We start from the raw sequence: 17,881 nt of genomic DNA on the forward strand, positions 1-17,881 counted from the left end.
GCACTCCGCTTAAGGGCGCGTAAGATTGGAATAGGTCACTTGATTAAAGCTCGCAATCATCCAGGTCAGTTCTTCTGGAGGGAAATTGCCGGGTGTTAGTTCGAAGTGGGCCATCCTGCCAACCATTGTGACCGGTTTTGCCAGCCGCTCTACCACGTGATAGTACGGACGGTCACCATAGTCATCGAACAGAACGATGGTTGGTTTTCTTATTTTCATGACGGCAGCCACGAAGCAAGCAACCCTGAAACGGCCGTCAATCAGAATGACGTCAGGTTCAGTAAAGTCGTCTCTATCCCAGACGCTTAAGGGATATTTGTGGAAGTTACGCCAGCTTGAATCGTTAATTGGATAAGCCCAGGGGCCTGTCTTTCCAACGTTTACGGTGTGAATGATAGCGGGAGAGGGGGGCGCTGCCTGCTCAAGATACTGAACGATGTTAGCTGCCCAGTTCAGGTCATTTTCGACTGTGAAAACCTGCTTGTTTTCCATCTCAGAGGCAAGGACAGTTGAGCCGCCACTGCCGTACTCCAGGATGCAGGTAGCATCTGAGTAAACTTTTTTAAGATATTTGGCGACCTCTGTGGGTAGAGTCAAATCAGGCCGTTTTATCGACGTCGATGTTGTTTCTGCACCCGTGTCGGTTGGCTCTGGGCTTGGAGCCTGCGTGGGCATAAGGCGTGGTTTTTGGCGAACACCAGACGCTGGCACATGTGGCTGCTTACTAGCAACTTCTTGGCGGACTTTATACTGGATGTACTTTTCGGCCTCTTCGTCGGAGTTGCGGCCAAGCACTTCGTAGCCAAGCCCTTCCAGACTAAATACCGTATCCGCAATGAAGGCGAGCTTTCTGCGTTGGTTCGTGGAGAGTGACTCCATACGCTCATGGCTGGGGATAAAGAGCGCGGTCGCTGAAACCAGCTCGTCGGCGTAGTTGTTAGCACCAATAATGTTCTGTGGCACCGGTGTGCGGCTCTCTTCCTGATTTAAGCAGTAGAACCGGAAACCGTGTCTTGCTGCCCAATGTGATACTTCAGCCAAATTGGGCTGGCGATCATGAGTTGCCTGAAACACGATGTCAGTCTGAATCAGCAGGGTGTCCTTCAATGCTTCAGAGCCATGTTCCAGTACCTCAACGCTATTGTTCAGGTTGTCGAGTATCAGCCAGTCGATTGCCGGTAGCTCACTGACTTTATCGAGCTCCAGGGTATTGATCGGTAACTCTGCCAAGGTTGTTAACGAGTTCTTTAGTTTCTCGGTAAAGTGAGCGTCACCTTTCGGTTTCAGAGTTCCACTTAGTTTTGCATCCTGGCAGGCATAGAGTGTTGCTGGGCTGCCTGAGCCCAGCAAAATATTGGGGTAGTAATGTACTCCCTGCGCCTGCCTTAGAGGGTGCTTTAACTTGTTGCTTGCGGGATCAAAGGCGATTAGCTCAAGTGTGCCCTGCTCCAGCATCTGTTTAATCACGGGTACACCAAATAGCTGTGCACCGTGGTCAATGGCGATGACCTTGCCTTCGAATTCCCAACGATAGGTTCTTGCCTCATCTTCGGGAGGAGGCTCCGGGTGTTGGAGTATCACTGGCTCTGACTCACCTTGAAAGAGCACTTCACCGTTCTCGTTAAAGTTAAGCGCGGCTGGTGTCTTGCTTTCGCAATGACGCTGCCAAATCGCACGTAGCGCGTTGTTGAGGTGGCCTGCAAAGGAGGCTGCATCACAGACGGGCGATTTCTGCAGAACTTCTCGAAGATGAGTACGAATCACGGCGAGACTGTCGACGTCTGAGGCAAGCTCAATGGCGCGATCGCGGTACTCTTCCCAGCTATGAGTTACAAGTTCTGGCATCCCTGCGTTAATGAGGTGTGTAGTCGAGTGGCGACCCGCGAACGTGGGGCCGGGCATAGTGACCACTGGAACACCCATTATAAACGCCTCACAGGTTGTTAAGCCTCCAGAGTACGGCCAGGTGTCCAGTGCAATATCGACGCGGTGGTAGCACTTGAGTAGGTCCGGGTGAGGGGAGACGCCTTCTAGAATTACTCGCTCGCGCACGATGCCCTGCTCTTCGAATTGCGTCAGAATCTTCTCGCAGAACTCAGGAGCACCGTAACTTTTACTTTTCAGGAATAATCGTGAGTTGGGTACTGCGCCTAGAATACCCGCCCATTGCTCGATCAGTTCAGCGTTAACCTTCATACCGTTATTGAAAGAGCCGAACGTGATGTAACCGTTTTGCTTAGCTGGCAGGCTGCTCTCTTCAGGGAGATAGGAGGGAGGTTCATAACAGATATAGTCACCGGGCAGGCGTACCAGCTTTTCTGTGTACATTGAATCCGTGCCCTCGGGCGTTTCATAGCGGTCGCTCAATAGGTAATCCAGAATTTCTGAGCCGCTGGTATTGATCAGCCCGCCGACCCATTTGATCTGAATCGGTGCGGGCTTTTGTGTCAGGGTAAGCATGCGTGAACCGCTGTGATGACCTGCCATATCAATCAGTATATCGATCTGGTCCGCGCGAATTTGATCGGCCAATGCATCGTCAGTTATATGATTGACCAAGCGATAATTGCATATCTTTTTAAATCGTCGGGTAATCGCATCCTCGCCAGAGAACATGCTATATGCGTAAAACTCATAGGCATAGCCGGGCAATCGCTCGAGTGCGGCAATAATCATCTGGCCGACAGGATGGAACTGAAACCCCTCGGATATCATGCCGAGCCTTAAAACTCGTGAGGGGACGGGGTCTGTCTGGGTGTTGCTCGGCGCTGGTGGAAAGAGCTTGTCCCACTCCAGGCATGCCTCGTAAATCGATGCTTGGGTCTCTTGGGGGTTGTAGTGGCGGTTAGTGATCAGATTGCTAAAAATATAGGCATTTTGGGGGGCTAGTTCGGCAGCTTTTTGCAAGCATTCCCGAGCTTTTTCGGGCTGACCCAAGATGTTGTGCAGGTTGGAAGCGTTGTTCCAGTAGCGGGCGTTATGAGGGTGTTGCTCAAGTAGACCGTTGAGCACATCCAGTGCTTGCGCCTCTCGATTTAGCCCCTGCAATACCATCGCTTTATGTGCCAGGTAGATCTCGTTATCAGATACCTTTGCTAAAGCCTGATCGATCGCTTCTAGAGCCTCGGCTAATCGGCGCAGGCGTTCCAGAGCGAACGAGCGGAGGTATTGATTCTGGGCATTTCCAGGGTCGACGGAAACAGCTCTTTCGAGCGTGTTGAGTCCTTCTATGTAAGCACCAGCGTTAATTTGGGCCTGTCCCATGAGCTGCAGTGCACGAGCGTGCTTCGGCGATATATCAAGGATCTTCTGCAGAAGTTCTTCTACCTGGTACCAGTCGGCGCTATTCATCGCTTGCAGCGCCAGAGTCAACCAGGACTGGATAATTTTACTATCGGAATTTGTTCTGGAAGAGGTGGCGGGGTACTTTCGCTTGTTTGACATGGGGTGCGGGACCTTGTAGCCGGTTTGAAGCCATCCTAGACAATCTCACTTCCAAGTACCAGATAAGGCGGCCGCTGCAGAGGCCGTTCAGTTGGTTTAAAAAAGCGACAAAAAAAATTTAAAGTCTGTGGACTGGGCGCCGATAACAGAATTCACAGGCAGTAATTGCTTTGAACCTACAGAACGAGTGCTAACGCCGCTCAGACTAGCCGAACTTTTGAGGAGAAACTCTCATGGCTATGGTAATCAACTCCAATATCATGTCGCTCAACGCGCAAAACCAGCTGACCAAGAGTCAGAACGACCTCAATACTTCCATGGAACGTCTGACCAGCGGTAAGCGCATCAACTCTGCAGCGGATGATGCTGCTGGCTTGGCTATCGCAAACCGTATGACCTCTCAGATTCGTGGTCTCGACCAGGCTGTTCGAAATGCTAACGATGGTCAGGCGCTTATCCAGACCGCGGAAGGCGCGCTGGATGAGACTACCAATATCCTGCAGCGTATGCGTGAGCTCTCTATCCAGTCTGCGAACGGTACTTACGATTCCGGTAACCGTGCGACCCTGAACGCTGAGGTTGTTCAGCTTCAGGAAGAACTGACCCGTATCGCTGAGACTACAAGTTTTAACGGCCAGAACCTGCTTGACGGTTCCATGGGTGACCTGATTTTGCAGGTTGGTTCGGAAGCGAACCAGACTATCTCTACCACCATCGGCAAACTTGATGCTGAAGGCCTTGGCGGCACTGCGGCCGGTGATGTTGTCGGCACTGAAGCAGGCTCTGCGCTGGTTACTGCGCTGGTCGCTTTCAACAGCACTAACACTCTGACAATCAATAACCAGAGCGTCGGTGATCTGTCCGATTCCGCAAACCTGCAGGAAGCGCTGGATACAATCAACTCCAACATTTCAGGTGTCGAAGTTTCCGCGTTCACTGAGATGACCGCTGCTGATGAAGGTACCGGTGTAATCCGCGGTACCGCTGTGCTTGAAATTAACCTGATCGGCCCGGGAGCTGAATCCAATCAGCTGCAGATTACCGATACTGGCAGCATGGAAGAGCTGGTTGCCAAGATCAACGAACAGGGTGAAGGCATGATCAGCGCCTCTCTGGACGAGGATGGTAAACTGCAGCTGGCCAGCGAGACCGGTGCTACGATTACTGTGACTGACGGTACTGGTGGGGTAGCAGCTGGCCTGACCGATGGGAGTGGTGATGTTACCCAGAATGCGCAGCTTTCCTTCACCATCACAGACAGCAACGTGGACAGTGTAGATATCGGTACCACTGGTACCGTAACTACTGCCATGCTGACCGCTGCAGGTGTTCAGACTCGTGACGGTGGCGAGATCACCGGCTTCACCATCACGGCTACTGGAGCGATTACTGAGGGTGACTTGGTTATCAATGGTGTTGAGATTGGCGAAGTTGATGCTGGTGCAGCCGTCGGCGGACAGGGTGATAACCTGGCGGATGCAATCAACGAGAAAAGTGCAGAAACCGGTGTCGTTGCTACTTCAGATGGTAGTGGCGTGCTGAGTTTGAAAACAGTTGACGGCAGCGAGATGTCTATCTCCTTCCGTGAAGATGGTACAGCATCAACTGCTACCACCGGTCTTCTGGAAACCAATGACGCAGACTCCGTCGGCAACTCCGTAGCAGATATCGATATCTCTACCGTCGCCGGTGCTCAGAAAGCGATCGACATTCTTGATGAAGCCCTGGAACAGGTCAGCTCCATCCGTGGTGATCTGGGTGCGGTGAGCAACCGTCTGGATTCCACCATGACTAACCTGTCTAACATCTCTGAGAACCAGGCAGCTGCACGTTCTCGAATCGAAGATGCAGACTTCGCGAAAGAGTCGGCTAACCTGTCCCGTGCGCAGGTGCTGCAGCAGGCTGGTACCGCAATGCTGGCCCAGGCTAACGCCCAGCCGCAGCAGGTACTGTCACTGCTTCAGTAAGCATCAGGGTAGTGTACTCTTGATGTAATAGAGGCCGCCCTCCAGTGGAGGGCGGCCTTTCTAACCTAAGAGGTAAGCGTTATGACCATCGATGCCTCCGGCCTAAACAGCAACAACACTCAGCTCTTACCGCAATCGAGTGTGTCTTCCCGTCAGTTGCCTGAAAGTGCGGATATAGCCAGCAATGCCAGTGTTCCCGTGCGTACCCTGAATGCGTCCACCGAGGCGGTTCAGCAAGGCGGAGCTGCTGAGCAGCCTGGTCCCACAGCAGAGGATCTGCAGGCTGCTGTCGAGAAGATGAATCAATTGATGGATAATACTAATCGATCGCTGCGTTTTGCTGTGGATGATTCCACGAGCGAAATGGTTGTCAAAGTGATCGATATGACCACGGATGAAGTAGTACGTCAGATTCCCACGGAAGAGCAGCTCAAGTTCTCTGAGTTTCTAGAGGGCATGGTTGGCTTGATATTTGATGAACGCGCCTGATTGAAAGGCGAAGCGTTGAAGGAGGTTCGTTATGGCGAATAACATTATTTCTTCCCTTGGGGGAGGGTCCGGTATCGATACCGTTAACCTCGTTACCTCATTGGTAGAAGCCGAACGAGCCCCGCAGGAACAAAGGATCGATAGAAAGTCGGAAGAACTCAGTGCCCAGATTTCCGCTTATGGAACGCTGAAAAGTGCACTGTCCGATTTTCAGAGCATGCTTTCACCGCTGGCCAACCCTAATACTTTTTCGGCCCGCTCGGTGGCGTTTCCAGAAACCGATCTGATTACTCCAGACTCGCTCGATCCCGGGGCTCAGACCGGCAGTTACCAGATCGAAGTCCTTGACGTTGCCAGTGCCCAGACTTTGGTCATGGGTAGCAATAGCGATGCAAATGCCGCGCTCGGTGGCAGCGGTACGCTGGATATTCAGTTTGGCACCTGGACATATGCGGGTACAGATCCTGATAGCTTCGCAGCCAATGCAGATAAGCCCGCGCTGAGTATCGAGATCCAGGAGTCCGATTCTCTTGAGGATATTGCAGATAAGATCAACGGCACGGATTCAGGTATTCAGGCCAGCGTTATGCGTGTGGGTGATCAGTATCAGCTGATGCTGAGTTCTCCTTCAGGAGAAGCCAACGCGCTGTCTGTCACCGGTAATGATGATGGAACGGGGTCTGCGCCGGCGCTGCTGCAGGGTTTCAATTTCAATCAGAGTGGCCAGTCCGCCAGCGTCACCGAAACCCAGCAGGCCAGTGATGCAGTGCTGAAGGTGAACGGCCTTGAGATCCGTCGCGAAAGCAACAAGATGACTGATGTTATCGAGGGCTTCAATTTCACGGTGAACAAGGCATCTGTTGGCGAGAAGATTAATTTCTCGGTAGAGGCAGATTCTTCGGTGGCTGAACAGGCGATCCGGGATTTCGTCGATGCCTATAACGCATTTCAGGAAGTGGCCGAAAACCTGACCGGCTACAGTCGTGATGAAGAGAACGTGTTGGTGCGTGGCGATTTGGCTTCAGACAGCTCAGCCAAGTCGCTGGTGCGTCAGTTACGAAGCTCCCTTACGTCTGAAGTTGCGGGACTTGAGTCTGGTTTCACCGCCTTGACCAACCTGGGTATTCGTACTGAAAGAGATGGCACGCTTTCCATTGAGGAAAGTGAGTTCAGCTCTGCCATCAGCAATAATTTTGACGAGGTCGCCGATCTGTTTGCACGTAAAACGTCATCAGAAAACGGCTATGTTGAAGTGGGGATGGGAACGCGTATCGGTGCAACCCAGCCCGGCAAGTACGAAGTGGAAGTGACTCAGGACGCGGCCAAAGGTTATCTGACAGGCGAAGCGTTCGATGCAGCGACCTTGTTCGGCGGAGGCCCGATTGATGCCAGCGCCGGTGATTACAGCTTCCGCGTCAACGTTAACGGGACTATATCCAGTATCATCCAGCTCAGTGGCACTTATGCGAACGCTGAAGAGCTGCGTAGCGATCTGCAGTCGCAGATCAACGGTGACGACAATATCAAAGGCGTCAACGCAGCAGTGGATGTTCGATTTGATGAGGCTACCGGGCAGTTCTCTTTTGAATCCAGGGAATTTGGTCAGGACTCCAAGGTGACTCTGAGTCTTCAGGGGGCCGATATGGCCAGCATTGGCTTGGGTGCGACCTCTGCGATAACCGCTGAAAATGGGCAAGACGTAAAGGGCACGATAAATGGTGTGGCCGCGTTTGGATCCGGCAATGTTCTGCTGCCTGAGCTATCTTCCGATGCATACGGTTTAAACCTGACGGTGTCCCCGGGCGCTGCGGGAACCGGGCCGTTCGATATCAGCTTCTCGAGGGGCGTGGCCGGTACCATGGACAGCCTGCTCAGTCGCTTCATGTCAAACGAGGGTGTTATCGCTCTGCGTGAAGAGAATATGAGTAACCAGCTGGATGGGCTGGAAGAGGACAGGGATGAACTCGATCGCCGAATGGAAAGGTATGAAGCCCGTTTGAGTGCGCAGTTTCTCGCGATGGAGCAGATTGTCAGCAGCCTGAATGATACCGGTGATTCGCTGGAAGGGCTTCTGGACCGACTGCCCTTTACCGCACAGAATTGATAATCCGGTGCGTAGGTACCGGTCAACAAGGTAGAGTGAAAATGAATACAAGCCCCCTGGCTCAATACAAGAGCATCGATCTGAATACTGCTGCTAACTCTGCCAGCCCTCATGAATTGATCAGTATGCTGTTCAAGGGCGCGCTGGAAGCACTTGCCAAGGCGAACGGTGCAATTGAGCGTAAGGATGTTGAGCTGCGAGTTAAGCAGATCAACAAGGCTTCCTCTATTATCGTAAACCTGAAAGGCTCGCTGGACTTTGAGAATGGCGGAGAAGTTGCCGCTAACCTGGATACACTTTACGACTACATGGTCACTACGTTGATGCAGGCAAATCGCGAAAACAGTGCGGAGAAAGTCACTGAAGTCGCAGGTCTTCTATCTGAGGTCTTTCAGGGCTGGGCTGCCATCCCGGCGGAAGAGCACAACAAGACCTCCGTAAAGTAAAACGTTCTGGCTGCTGCGATATCCCAAGCCGGCTCCTTGTGAGCCGGCTTTCGTTTATGGGGACGCGGCCGGATGTGCGGCTCCTCAAACACCGGGTTAGGGTTTCACCGCAAATCCAGCTAAAATTGCCCACATCCTGATACCTCAACAAAGATGCGGCCACACCCTTGGCTGCCGGTGGACCCATGCTCAAGAAAAACCAGCTCGAACTCCTTAGCCCCGCCCGCGATGCCGGTATCGCGAGGGAAGCGATTCTTCACGGTGCTGACGCCGTTTATATCGGTGGTCCGGGTTTTGGTGCCCGCCATAACGCTGCTAACTCTGTTGAGGATATCGCCGGGCTGGTGGAGTTTGCCCATCAGTATCACGCGCGGGTGTTCGTGACCTTAAATACCATCCTGCATGAAGATGAGCTGGAGCCGGCGCGGGCGTTAATCCATCAGCTGTATAACATCGGTGTGGATGCGTTGATCGTGCAGGATATGGGCATCATGGAGATGGATATCCCGCCGATTGAGATCCACGCCAGCACCCAGTGTGATATCCGCCGTCAGGAAAAGGCGGAGTTTCTGTCGCAGGTTGGCTTCTCGCAGATCGTGCTCGCCCGTGAGCTGAACCTGCAGCAGATCCGTGATATCAGCGACAGCGTTGATGCGGCCGTTGAGTTCTTTATCCACGGGGCTCTGTGCGTGGCCTTCTCGGGGCAGTGCAATATCTCCCACGCCCAGACCGGCCGCAGTGCCAACCGTGGGGACTGCTCCCAGGCCTGCCGCTTGCCCTATACGCTGAAAGACGACAAGGGGCAGGTGGTGGCCTATGACAAGCACCTGCTGTCGATGAAGGACAACAACCAGAGCGACAACCTGCGTGCCTTGGTTGATGCCGGCGTACGTTCCTTCAAGATCGAAGGCCGCTATAAGGATGTCAGCTACGTCAAAAATATCACTGCTCATTATCGCAAACTGCTGGATGAGATCCTGGCGGAGCGCCCCGATCTCGAACGGGCGTCGAGCGGTATAACCGAGCACTTTTTCCAGCCGGATCCGGACCAGACCTTCCATCGCGGCAGCACTGATTATTTCGTCTCCGAGCGCAAGATCGATATCGGCGCCTTCGATTCACCCAAGTTTGTGGGGTTGCCAGTCGGCGAACTGATCGGTGTCGGCAAAAAGGATCTGACCGTTCAGACCACGACCCAGCTTAATAACGGCGATGGTCTCAACGTGCTGGTGAAGCGTGAGGTAGTGGGTTTCCGGGTAAATAACGTCTACCCCTTGTGTGACTTTCCGTCCGGTGAGGATGACGGCGTTCATTTCTGGCAGTACCGGGTGGTGCCCAATGAGATGCCGCAGGAGCTGGCCAAGGTTCGCCCGCCGCTGAAACTGAACCGCAACCTGGATCATGACTGGCAGCAGGCACTGACCAAGACCTCTGCCGAGCGTAAGGTGCTGGTGAACTGGCAGTTGGACTCCAGCGAAGACAGGCTCAGCGCAAGGCTCGTCAGCGAAGAGGGCGTTGAGATTAGCGCTGAGCTGGCCGGGCCGTTTGAAGCCGCCAAAAACGTCGAAAAGGCACAGCAGCAACTGCATGACAGCTTCGCCAAGTTGGGTAATACCATCTACCACGCTGAAGAGAGCAGCATTAGCGGGGACGCCCGGTTTATTCCAGGCTCGCAACTGAAAGCTCTGCGCCGAGATATGATCGAGCAGCTTTCAGAGGCGCGACTGAAGATCCACCCGCGCGGCTTCCGTAAGGCGGTGAGCGACCCGGCTCCGGTGTACCCGGATACCCAGCTGTCGTTCCTCGATAACGTCTATAACGAAAAGGCCCGCGCCTTTTATAAGCGCTTCGGCGTACAGCTGATCGAAGCGGCGTTTGAGGCCCACCAGGAAACCGGCGACGTACCGGTGATGATCACCAAGCACTGCCTGCGCTTTTCGTTCAACCTCTGCCCGAAACAGGCCAAGGGTGTGACCGGCGTAAGAACCAAGGTGAGCGATATGCAGCTGGTGCATGGCGATGAGGTGCTGACCCTGAAGTTCGACTGCAAGCCCTGTGAAATGCATGTGGTCGGCAAGATCAAGCCACATATCTTTAACAGCGCGCTGCCGGGTAGCCAGGCCAGTGGCTCTGCTCACAGCTTTGACCCTGCCAGCTTGATTGCGACCAGCAGCGATTGATTTAAACGCATTGTATGATCGCGACGGGGCGCTGCTTCTACAAGGGCGCCCGCTTTAATCTGTCAATTCCTTGACAATCCCCTGAGGTCGAGTAACTTGTCAGAATACTGACGCAACCCGGATCGACCGATGCAACTCAGCGGATCTAATGTTCTGATCATTGATGATGCCCTGGAGCGGCGTGCTCATCTGCAGGGGATCTGCGAGTTCCTTGAACTCCAGTGTCATGTTTTTGACTTCGTGACCTGGCTGCAGCAGGGCAAGTCCTTTGATCTGTCGACTACCTCGGTGGTGTTTCTGGGCGAAAGCAGCCTGCCGATCTCCCTCAACAAGCTGATTGCCGATCTTAATGACCAGGGGCGAATCCTGCCCAAGGTGCTGGTGTGCGACTGGCCGGAGCTGTCCGAATCTGACTTTGAAAATGCTGGCGGGGTCGGGCATCTGCAGGAGCCCTACAGCTACGCGGTCATGCTTGATCTGCTGCATCATTGCTATGTGTTTTCCACGCAGCAGCACTCACCGTCTCATCCTGAGCTTTCGTCCCTAATGGGGCAGAGCCCTTCGATTCTTGAGGTTAAGCGGCTGATCGCCCAGGTGGCGCCGCGCGATATCAGTGTCTTGATCACCGGTGAATCTGGCACAGGTAAAGAGGTGGTAGCCCGCTGTCTGCATGAGCAGTCTTCCCGGGCAGAGGGTCCGTTTGTGCCGGTGAACTGCGGCGCGATTCCTGCCGAGCTGCTGGAAAGTGAACTCTTTGGCCATGAGAAGGGCGCTTTTACCGGCGCGATCTCCAGCCGGGCAGGGCGGTTTGAACTGGCTCAGGGCGGTACGCTGTTCCTGGACGAAATTGGCGATATGCCGCTGCCGATGCAGGTGAAGCTGCTTCGCGTGATTCAGGAGCGTCAGTTTGAGCGTGTCGGTGGCACCAAAACGCTGGAAGCGGACGTGCGTATCATCGCCGCCACCCATAAGGATCTCGAAACGATGATCGAGGCGGGTGAGTTCCGTGAGGATCTCTATTACCGCCTGAATGTGTTCCCCATCGAGATGCCCGCATTGCGTGATCGACTCGATGATCTGCCGTTGTTGGTCAATGGGCTGATCGAGCGTCTCAAAAACGAGGGGATCGGCAGTTTTCGCTTTCATCCTTCGGCACTCGAGTCGCTGCAAAAACATGCCTGGCAGGGCAATGTGCGAGAGCTGGCCAACCTGCTTGAGCGACTGGCCATTATCTATCCCGACGGCATCGTCGGCGTCTCTGAGCTACCGCCAAAATTCCGCCATATCGATGAACCTGACCCCGGCCGCTATGAGGCAGATGCTGAGCAGTTGCTTCTGGTCGAAGCGCCTCCAGTATCGACACCGCCTCTGCCGATTTCCGGTGATGTCCAGTTGCCACCGCAAGGCATAGAGCTGAAGCTGTTTCTGGAAAAACTGGAACGCTCGCTGATCAATCAGGCATTGGAGCGCTGTGCCAATGTGGTAGCCCGTGCCGCCGACGAGCTGGGTATTCGCCGTACTACGTTGGTGGAGAAAATGCGCAAATATGGTATCTCCCGACAATAAGTGCCAACTAATAGGTCCCAGGTACTTACGCTCCAGATATTCAGTATCCGATAAGTAAGCCCCGAGCAGTGAGCGCCGCAGAATGAGTTCTATGCAATGAGTGACAAACAGCGGATTGCTGAGCTGGAAGCAGAGGTAGCCCGTCTTAAAGAGGAGCGTCAGGCTCTGGCGCGGCTGCGGCGTCTGATCGACCAGATGCCCAGCGGAGTGCTGGTGATCGATAACCGGGGTCTGATTACCGAGAGCAACCCCGCCGCGCGGGAGCTGCTGGGCACCGAGCTCAGCGGCCAGCGCTGGGTGGATGTGATCAACGCCTGTTTTGCGCCTCGCCCCGATGATGGTCACGAAGTTTCGCTGAAAAACGGCAAACGGGTCAGTCTCGCCACGAGAGCGTTGGAAGGGGAGCCGGGGCAGCTTGTGTTCCTCTCCGATCAGACCGATACACGTCTATTGCAGAACAAGCTGCACCACTACCAGCGCCTGTCGGAAATGGGCCGGATGATGGCCTCACTGGCGCATCAGGTGCGCACGCCGCTCTCTGCAGCGCTGTTGTACGCCAGCCATCTCGGCGCGCCCCAGCTGGATGATGACAAGAGGATCCGCTTTGCCGGCAAGGTGAAGTCACGCTTGACTCACCTGGAGCAGCAGGTGCGCGATATGCTGATCTTTGCCCGCGGAGAAACCAAGCTTGAAAACCGGGTCACCGGGCGAGAGCTGGAGCTGCGTATCGATGATCTGCTGGATACGCCTCTGGCCGGCGCGGATGCGGACTGTCACCTGGTTAATCAGGCGCCTGATGCGGTGATCCAATGCAACCTGGAAGCGCTGCTGGGGGCCGTCATGAACCTGGTCAACAATGCTCTCCAGGCCTGTGGTGAGGGGGCTGAACTGACGATTCGCCTGGCGCAGGAAAATGAAAAATTGCGCCTGGATGTAATCGATACCGGGCCGGGGATGAGCCCGGAGCAGGTGCGTCGGGCGATGGAGCCGTTTTACACCACCAAGTCTCATGGCACCGGGCTGGGCCTTGCTGTGGCCCAGGTGATCGCCCGTGCCCATCACGGTGAATTTCAGATTCTATCCAAGCCGGGAACTGGCACCTGCGCTACCTTTTTACTACCCCTAATGGAAACGGCCGCTGACGATTCAGTGGTTGAACAGAGCGGAAAGGATTTATGACCCCTAGTGTACTCATCGTCGAAGATGATCTGGAACTGCGCGAAGCGCTGGCGGACACGCTGGAGCTGGCCGATATCGAGCATCTGACTGTAGGCAGTGGTGAGGAAGCGCTGGAGCTGCTGAAGAAGCAGCCGGTTGAGATGGTGGTGTCCGATGTGAACATGCCGGGGATCGATGGCCATCAGCTGCTGGCGCAGGTGCGCAAGCACTACCCGGCGACGCCGGTGGCGCTGATTACCGCCTATGGTCAGGTGGAAAAGGCGGTGGACGCGATTCGTAACGGCGCCGTGGATTACCTGATGAAACCGTTCGAGCCGGAACAGCTGATCGAACTGATCCGCAATCACGCCGCTATTGGTGGTAACAGCGGTAATACCAAGGGTAGCGAGCGCGAAGCGCCGGTGGCAGAGTCCGCTGGCAGTCAGCAACTGCTGCAGCTTGCCCAGCGGGTCGCGCAGACCGATTCCACTGTGCTGGTCACCGGTGAATCCGGCACCGGTAAAGAGGTGCTGGCGCGCTATATTCACGATCACTCCCCGCGTAGCACAGCGCCCTTCGTGGCGATCAACTGTGCGGCGATCCCGGAAAACATGCTTGAGGCCACGCTCTTCGGTCACGAAAAGGGCGCCTTTACCGGTGCCTATACCAGTGCTCCGGGTAAGTTCGAGCAGGCCAACGGCGGTACGCTGCTGCTGGATGAGATCAGTGAAATGGACCTCGGTCTGCAGGCGAAGCTGCTGCGCGTGCTGCAGGAACAGGAGGTGGAGCGGATCGGCGGGCGCAAGACAATCCAACTGGATGTGCGCGTGCTGGCAACCAGTAACCGCAAGCTCGAAGAGTATGTGTCTGAAGGCCGTTTCCGCGAGGATCTCTACTACCGTTTGAACGTATTTCCGTTGCAGTGGCAGCCGCTGCGTGAGCGCCGTGAGGATATCGTCCCTTTGGCACGGCGGATTCTTGCCCGCCACAGCAGCAAGATGAAACGTGGTCGTGTGCAACTCACGCCAGCGGCGGAAGCGTTGCTACGCGAGCACGACTGGCCCGGTAATGTGAGGGAACTCGATAACGCGATTCAACGGGCCCTTATCCTGCAGCCAGCCAGCCTGATCGATGGCGCTGATCTGCATCTTGCCGGCGGTGCGATTCCTTTGGCGGGTGCTGCGGTGGCGCCTGTGTCGGCGGCACCGGTCGTGGCCGCTGAAACTGATGAACAGGCCGGTGTACTCGGCCAGGACCTGCGTCAGCGGGAGTATCAGTTGATCATCGATGCGCTCAACGCCTGTGGCGGTAGTCGCAAGGATGCATCGGAGAAGCTGGGGATCAGTCCGCGCACCCTGAGGTACAAGCTGGCGCGAATGCGGGAAGAGGGGATCGAGTTCTAAACGGTTTTGCCATAAATATTGTTCATAGTCAGGCTTGAGCGCTATACCCCTGTTTGTAAGTGCTTACGTACTTGCAATTACCAAGTTCTTTAGTCTAAGAATCGATAGACCAATGTCTAATTCAGGGGCTTAGCACCACTCAAGTATAACTCTATGCAGATTATGAACACTCAACTCTGGCCGCATACAACTTCATAATTACACCAGGCCAGAGCAAGATCTGTATAAAAACAAAATACCAAGGCTAGGGGCAAAACCATGAGTGAAGAGAAAATCTACTCTGTAGATCCAGCGTTCGCGGCCAACGCACATGTCGATGCTGAAAAATACGCGGCAATGTATGAGCAGTCGGTCAATGATCCGGAAGCCTTCTGGGGCGAGCACGGCAAGCGACTGGACTGGTTCAAGCCGTACACCAAGGTCAAAAACACCACCTTCGATCCGCACAATGTCTCCATCAACTGGTTTGAAGATGGTACGTTGAACGCCTCCTACAACTGTCTCGACCGTCACCTGGAAACCCGTGGCGATCAGGTTGCTATTATCTGGGAAGGCGACGATCCCAGCGAAGATCAGAAAATCACCTACCGCGACCTGCATGAACGCGTCTGCCGCTTCGCCAATGTGCTGAAGGCGCAGGGCGTTGAAAAGGGCGACGTGGTTACGCTTTATCTGCCGATGATCCCGGAAGCGGCCGTGGCCATGCTGGCCTGTGCCCGTATCGGTGCGGTTCACTCCATCGTCTTCGGTGGCTTCTCTCCGGAAGCACTGGCGGCGCGTATTGAGGGCGCAGGCTCCAAGCTGGTGGTGACCTCCAACTATTCTCTGCGCGGCGGTAAGGCCGTTCCATTGAAGGCCAACGTTGATAAGGCGCTGACCCACGAAGGTGCGAAGAAGAGCTGCGAGACAGTCGTGGTTGTTAAGCGCGTCGACAAGGAAACCGAGTGGGATGACAGCCGTGATGTCTGGTACGAAGAAGCCGTAGCGGCTGCGTCCACAGACTGCCCGGCGGTAGAGATGGAAGCGGAAGCGCCGCTGTTCATCCTTTACACCTCCGGTTCAACCGGTGCGCCTAAAGGCCTCAAGCACACCACCGGTGGCTACATGGTTTACGCTTCCATGAGCCATGAATATGTATTCGATTACCACGATGGCGATATCTACTGGTGTACTGCCGACGTGGGTTGGGTGACCGGTCACAGCTATATCGTTTACGGCCCGCTGGCCAACGGCGCGACCACCCTGATGTTTGAAGGTGTGCCGAGCTACCCGGATAACAGCCGTTTTGGCCGTGTTATCGAGAAGCACAAGGTTAACCAGTTCTACACCGCACCGACCGCGATCCGCGCACTGATGCAGCAGGGTGAAGATGTACTGGGCGATTCCGATCTGTCTACCCTGAAGCTGCTGGGCTCGGTCGGTGAGCCGATCAACCCGGAAGCCTGGGAGTGGTACAACCGCGTGATTGGTAAAGGCAAGTGCCCGATCGTTGACACCTGGTGGCAGACCGAAACCGGCGGCATCATGATCGTGCCGCTGCCGGGCGCTACCGCAGCCAAGCCGGGCTCCGCGTCCATGCCGTTCTTCGGTGTGCAGCCGGCGCTGGTGGACAACGAAGGCAACGAGATTGAAGGTGCCGCAGAGGGTAACCTGGTGATCAAGGACTCCTGGCCGGGCCAGAGCCGCTCCATCTGGGGTGATCACGAGCGCTTCACCAACACCTACTTCTCAAGCTTCAAGGGTTACTACACCACCGGTGATGGTGCCCGTCGCGATGCTGATGGTTACTACTGGATCACCGGCCGCGTCGATGACGTAATCAACGTGTCCGGTCACCGCATGGGTACCGCCGAGGTCGAATCTGCGCTGGTGGCGCACGAAGCGGTGGCGGAAGCGGCCGTGGTCGGCTATCCGCATGACCTTAAAGGTCAGGGGATCTACGTCTATGTCACGCTGCAGTCAGGTTTCGAGCCCACCGACGAGCTGATGAAAGAGCTGCGCAACTGGGTACGTTCAGAGATCGGCCCGATCGCCTCTCCGGACCTGATTCAGTTCGCACCGGGGATGCCGAAAACCCGTTCCGGTAAGATCATGCGTCGTATCCTGCGTAAGATTGCTGAGGACGATTACAGCGCACTGGGCGATACCTCTACTCTGGCGGATCCGAGCGTTGTCGATGACCTCATCGAACACCGCATGAACCGTAAAGGCTGATAGGCGTTAGTCGCCCACAGTTTTGCAGATAAAAAACGCCCTGTAGGCACACTGTCTACAGGGCGTTTTTCGTTGATACCTGATATGATCCTCAGCGTATAAATTCCGGAATCAGGCAAGATCCCGTAGAAGGATCGAAAGCGAGGGGGAACGAGGTATGGAGCTGGCCCAGAAAATCATCATTGCTGACGACCATCCGCTGTTTCGTGCGGCGTTGAAACAGGCGGTGATGCAGGCAGTGCCGGGAGTCACCATCCTGGAAGCGGATACTCTGGCCGCCGTGCAGGAAACCGCAGAAGCCCATGGCGATGCCGATCTGGTTCTGCTCGATATCCATATGCCGGGCGCCCAGGGATTTTCCGGCCTGGTCTTTATGCGCGGTCAGCATCCAGGAATTCCCGTCGTGGTGGTCTCCGGCAGCGAAGAGCCCCATGTGATGAAGCGGGCGATCGATTACGGAGCTTCAGGTTTTATCCCCAAATCAGCACCGCTGGAAGTGATCTCCGAAGCGATTACCGCTGTGCTCCAGGGGGAGGAGTGGCTGCCGCAGGAGATCTCCGAAACCCTCGATGATCTGGTCACCGAAGAGGACCAGAAGTTTGCCGCAGCGCTGGCGTCACTGACGCCTCAGCAGTTCCGCGTACTGACCATGCTGACCGAAGGCCTGTTGAACAAACAGATCGCCTACGAACTCAGCGTTTCCGAAGCCACCATCAAGGCCCATGTGACCGCTATCCTGCGCAAGCTCGGTGTTCATAGTCGTACCCAGGCCGTGATCGCGGCGCAGCGTCTCGGTGTAGAGCCGCCAAAGACCGAAGTTTAACCCGGTTTTGTCGGCGCGAGGGCCTCGATGGTTTTGATTTACGCCCGTGCCAACCCAGTCGGCACGGGGACGTACCTCCTACAAACC

Annotated in this window: 11 protein-coding genes; 10 read left to right on the forward strand and 1 reads right to left on the reverse strand. The window is 55.2% G+C overall.

Annotation, left to right across the window (positions count from 1 at the left end; all coding sequences use genetic code 11):
* Positions 1-9: 9 nt before the first annotated feature.
* Positions 10-3,444: an O-linked N-acetylglucosamine transferase, SPINDLY family protein gene (locus CLV83_RS09415; RefSeq protein WP_132290976.1), complete on the reverse strand. Its 3,435-nt coding sequence runs from the start codon at positions 3,442-3,444 to the stop codon at positions 10-12.
* 233 nt (positions 3,445-3,677) lie between these two features.
* On the opposite strand from CLV83_RS09415, the gene CLV83_RS09420 reads away from it, so the two are divergent.
* From CLV83_RS09420 to CLV83_RS09465, 10 genes are all read left to right on the forward strand, one after another.
* Positions 3,678-5,411: a flagellin N-terminal helical domain-containing protein gene (locus CLV83_RS09420; RefSeq protein WP_132290979.1), complete on the forward strand. Its 1,734-nt coding sequence runs from the start codon at positions 3,678-3,680 to the stop codon at positions 5,409-5,411.
* Between the two features lie 81 nt (positions 5,412-5,492).
* Positions 5,493-5,900, forward strand: coding sequence for a flagellar protein FlaG (locus tag CLV83_RS09425; protein WP_132290982.1), 408 nt, complete (start codon positions 5,493-5,495; stop codon positions 5,898-5,900).
* A gap of 31 nt (positions 5,901-5,931) precedes the next feature.
* Positions 5,932-8,004 (forward strand): flagellar filament capping protein FliD, encoded by a 2,073-nt coding sequence (gene fliD / locus CLV83_RS09430; protein ID WP_104003678.1) that lies wholly within the window; start codon positions 5,932-5,934, stop codon positions 8,002-8,004.
* Positions 8,005-8,045: 41 nt separating this feature from the next.
* A complete protein-coding gene (gene fliS / locus CLV83_RS09435) occupies positions 8,046-8,450 on the forward strand; it encodes a flagellar export chaperone FliS (protein WP_104003677.1) in 405 nt (134 codons plus the stop codon).
* A 185-nt stretch (positions 8,451-8,635) separates the two neighbouring features.
* Positions 8,636-10,630, forward strand: coding sequence for a peptidase U32 family protein (locus tag CLV83_RS09440; RefSeq protein ID WP_132290985.1), 1,995 nt, complete (start codon positions 8,636-8,638; stop codon positions 10,628-10,630).
* A gap of 129 nt (positions 10,631-10,759) precedes the next feature.
* On the forward strand, positions 10,760-12,196 hold the full coding sequence (locus CLV83_RS09445) for a sigma-54 dependent transcriptional regulator (RefSeq protein WP_132290989.1): 1,437 nt from the start codon (positions 10,760-10,762) through the stop codon (positions 12,194-12,196).
* 96 nt (positions 12,197-12,292) lie between these two features.
* Complete coding sequence (locus CLV83_RS09450) at positions 12,293-13,375, forward strand: sensor histidine kinase (protein WP_132290992.1); 1,083 nt, start codon at positions 12,293-12,295, stop codon at positions 13,373-13,375.
* A complete protein-coding gene (locus CLV83_RS09455; protein ID WP_132290995.1) occupies positions 13,372-14,757 on the forward strand; it encodes a sigma-54-dependent transcriptional regulator in 1,386 nt (461 codons plus the stop codon). The genes CLV83_RS09450 and CLV83_RS09455 overlap by 4 nt, the downstream gene beginning before the upstream one ends.
* A 258-nt stretch (positions 14,758-15,015) precedes the next feature.
* Positions 15,016-16,971: an acetate--CoA ligase gene (acs, locus tag CLV83_RS09460; RefSeq protein ID WP_132290998.1), complete on the forward strand. Its 1,956-nt coding sequence runs from the start codon at positions 15,016-15,018 to the stop codon at positions 16,969-16,971.
* A 157-nt stretch (positions 16,972-17,128) separates the two neighbouring features.
* A complete protein-coding gene (locus tag CLV83_RS09465) occupies positions 17,129-17,794 on the forward strand; it encodes a LuxR C-terminal-related transcriptional regulator (RefSeq protein ID WP_132291001.1) in 666 nt (221 codons plus the stop codon).
* The last annotated feature ends 87 nt before the right edge of the window (positions 17,795-17,881 follow it).

Source organism: Marinobacterium mangrovicola (assembly GCF_004339595.1).
GTDB lineage: Bacteria > Pseudomonadota > Gammaproteobacteria > Pseudomonadales > Balneatricaceae > Marinobacterium_D > Marinobacterium_D mangrovicola.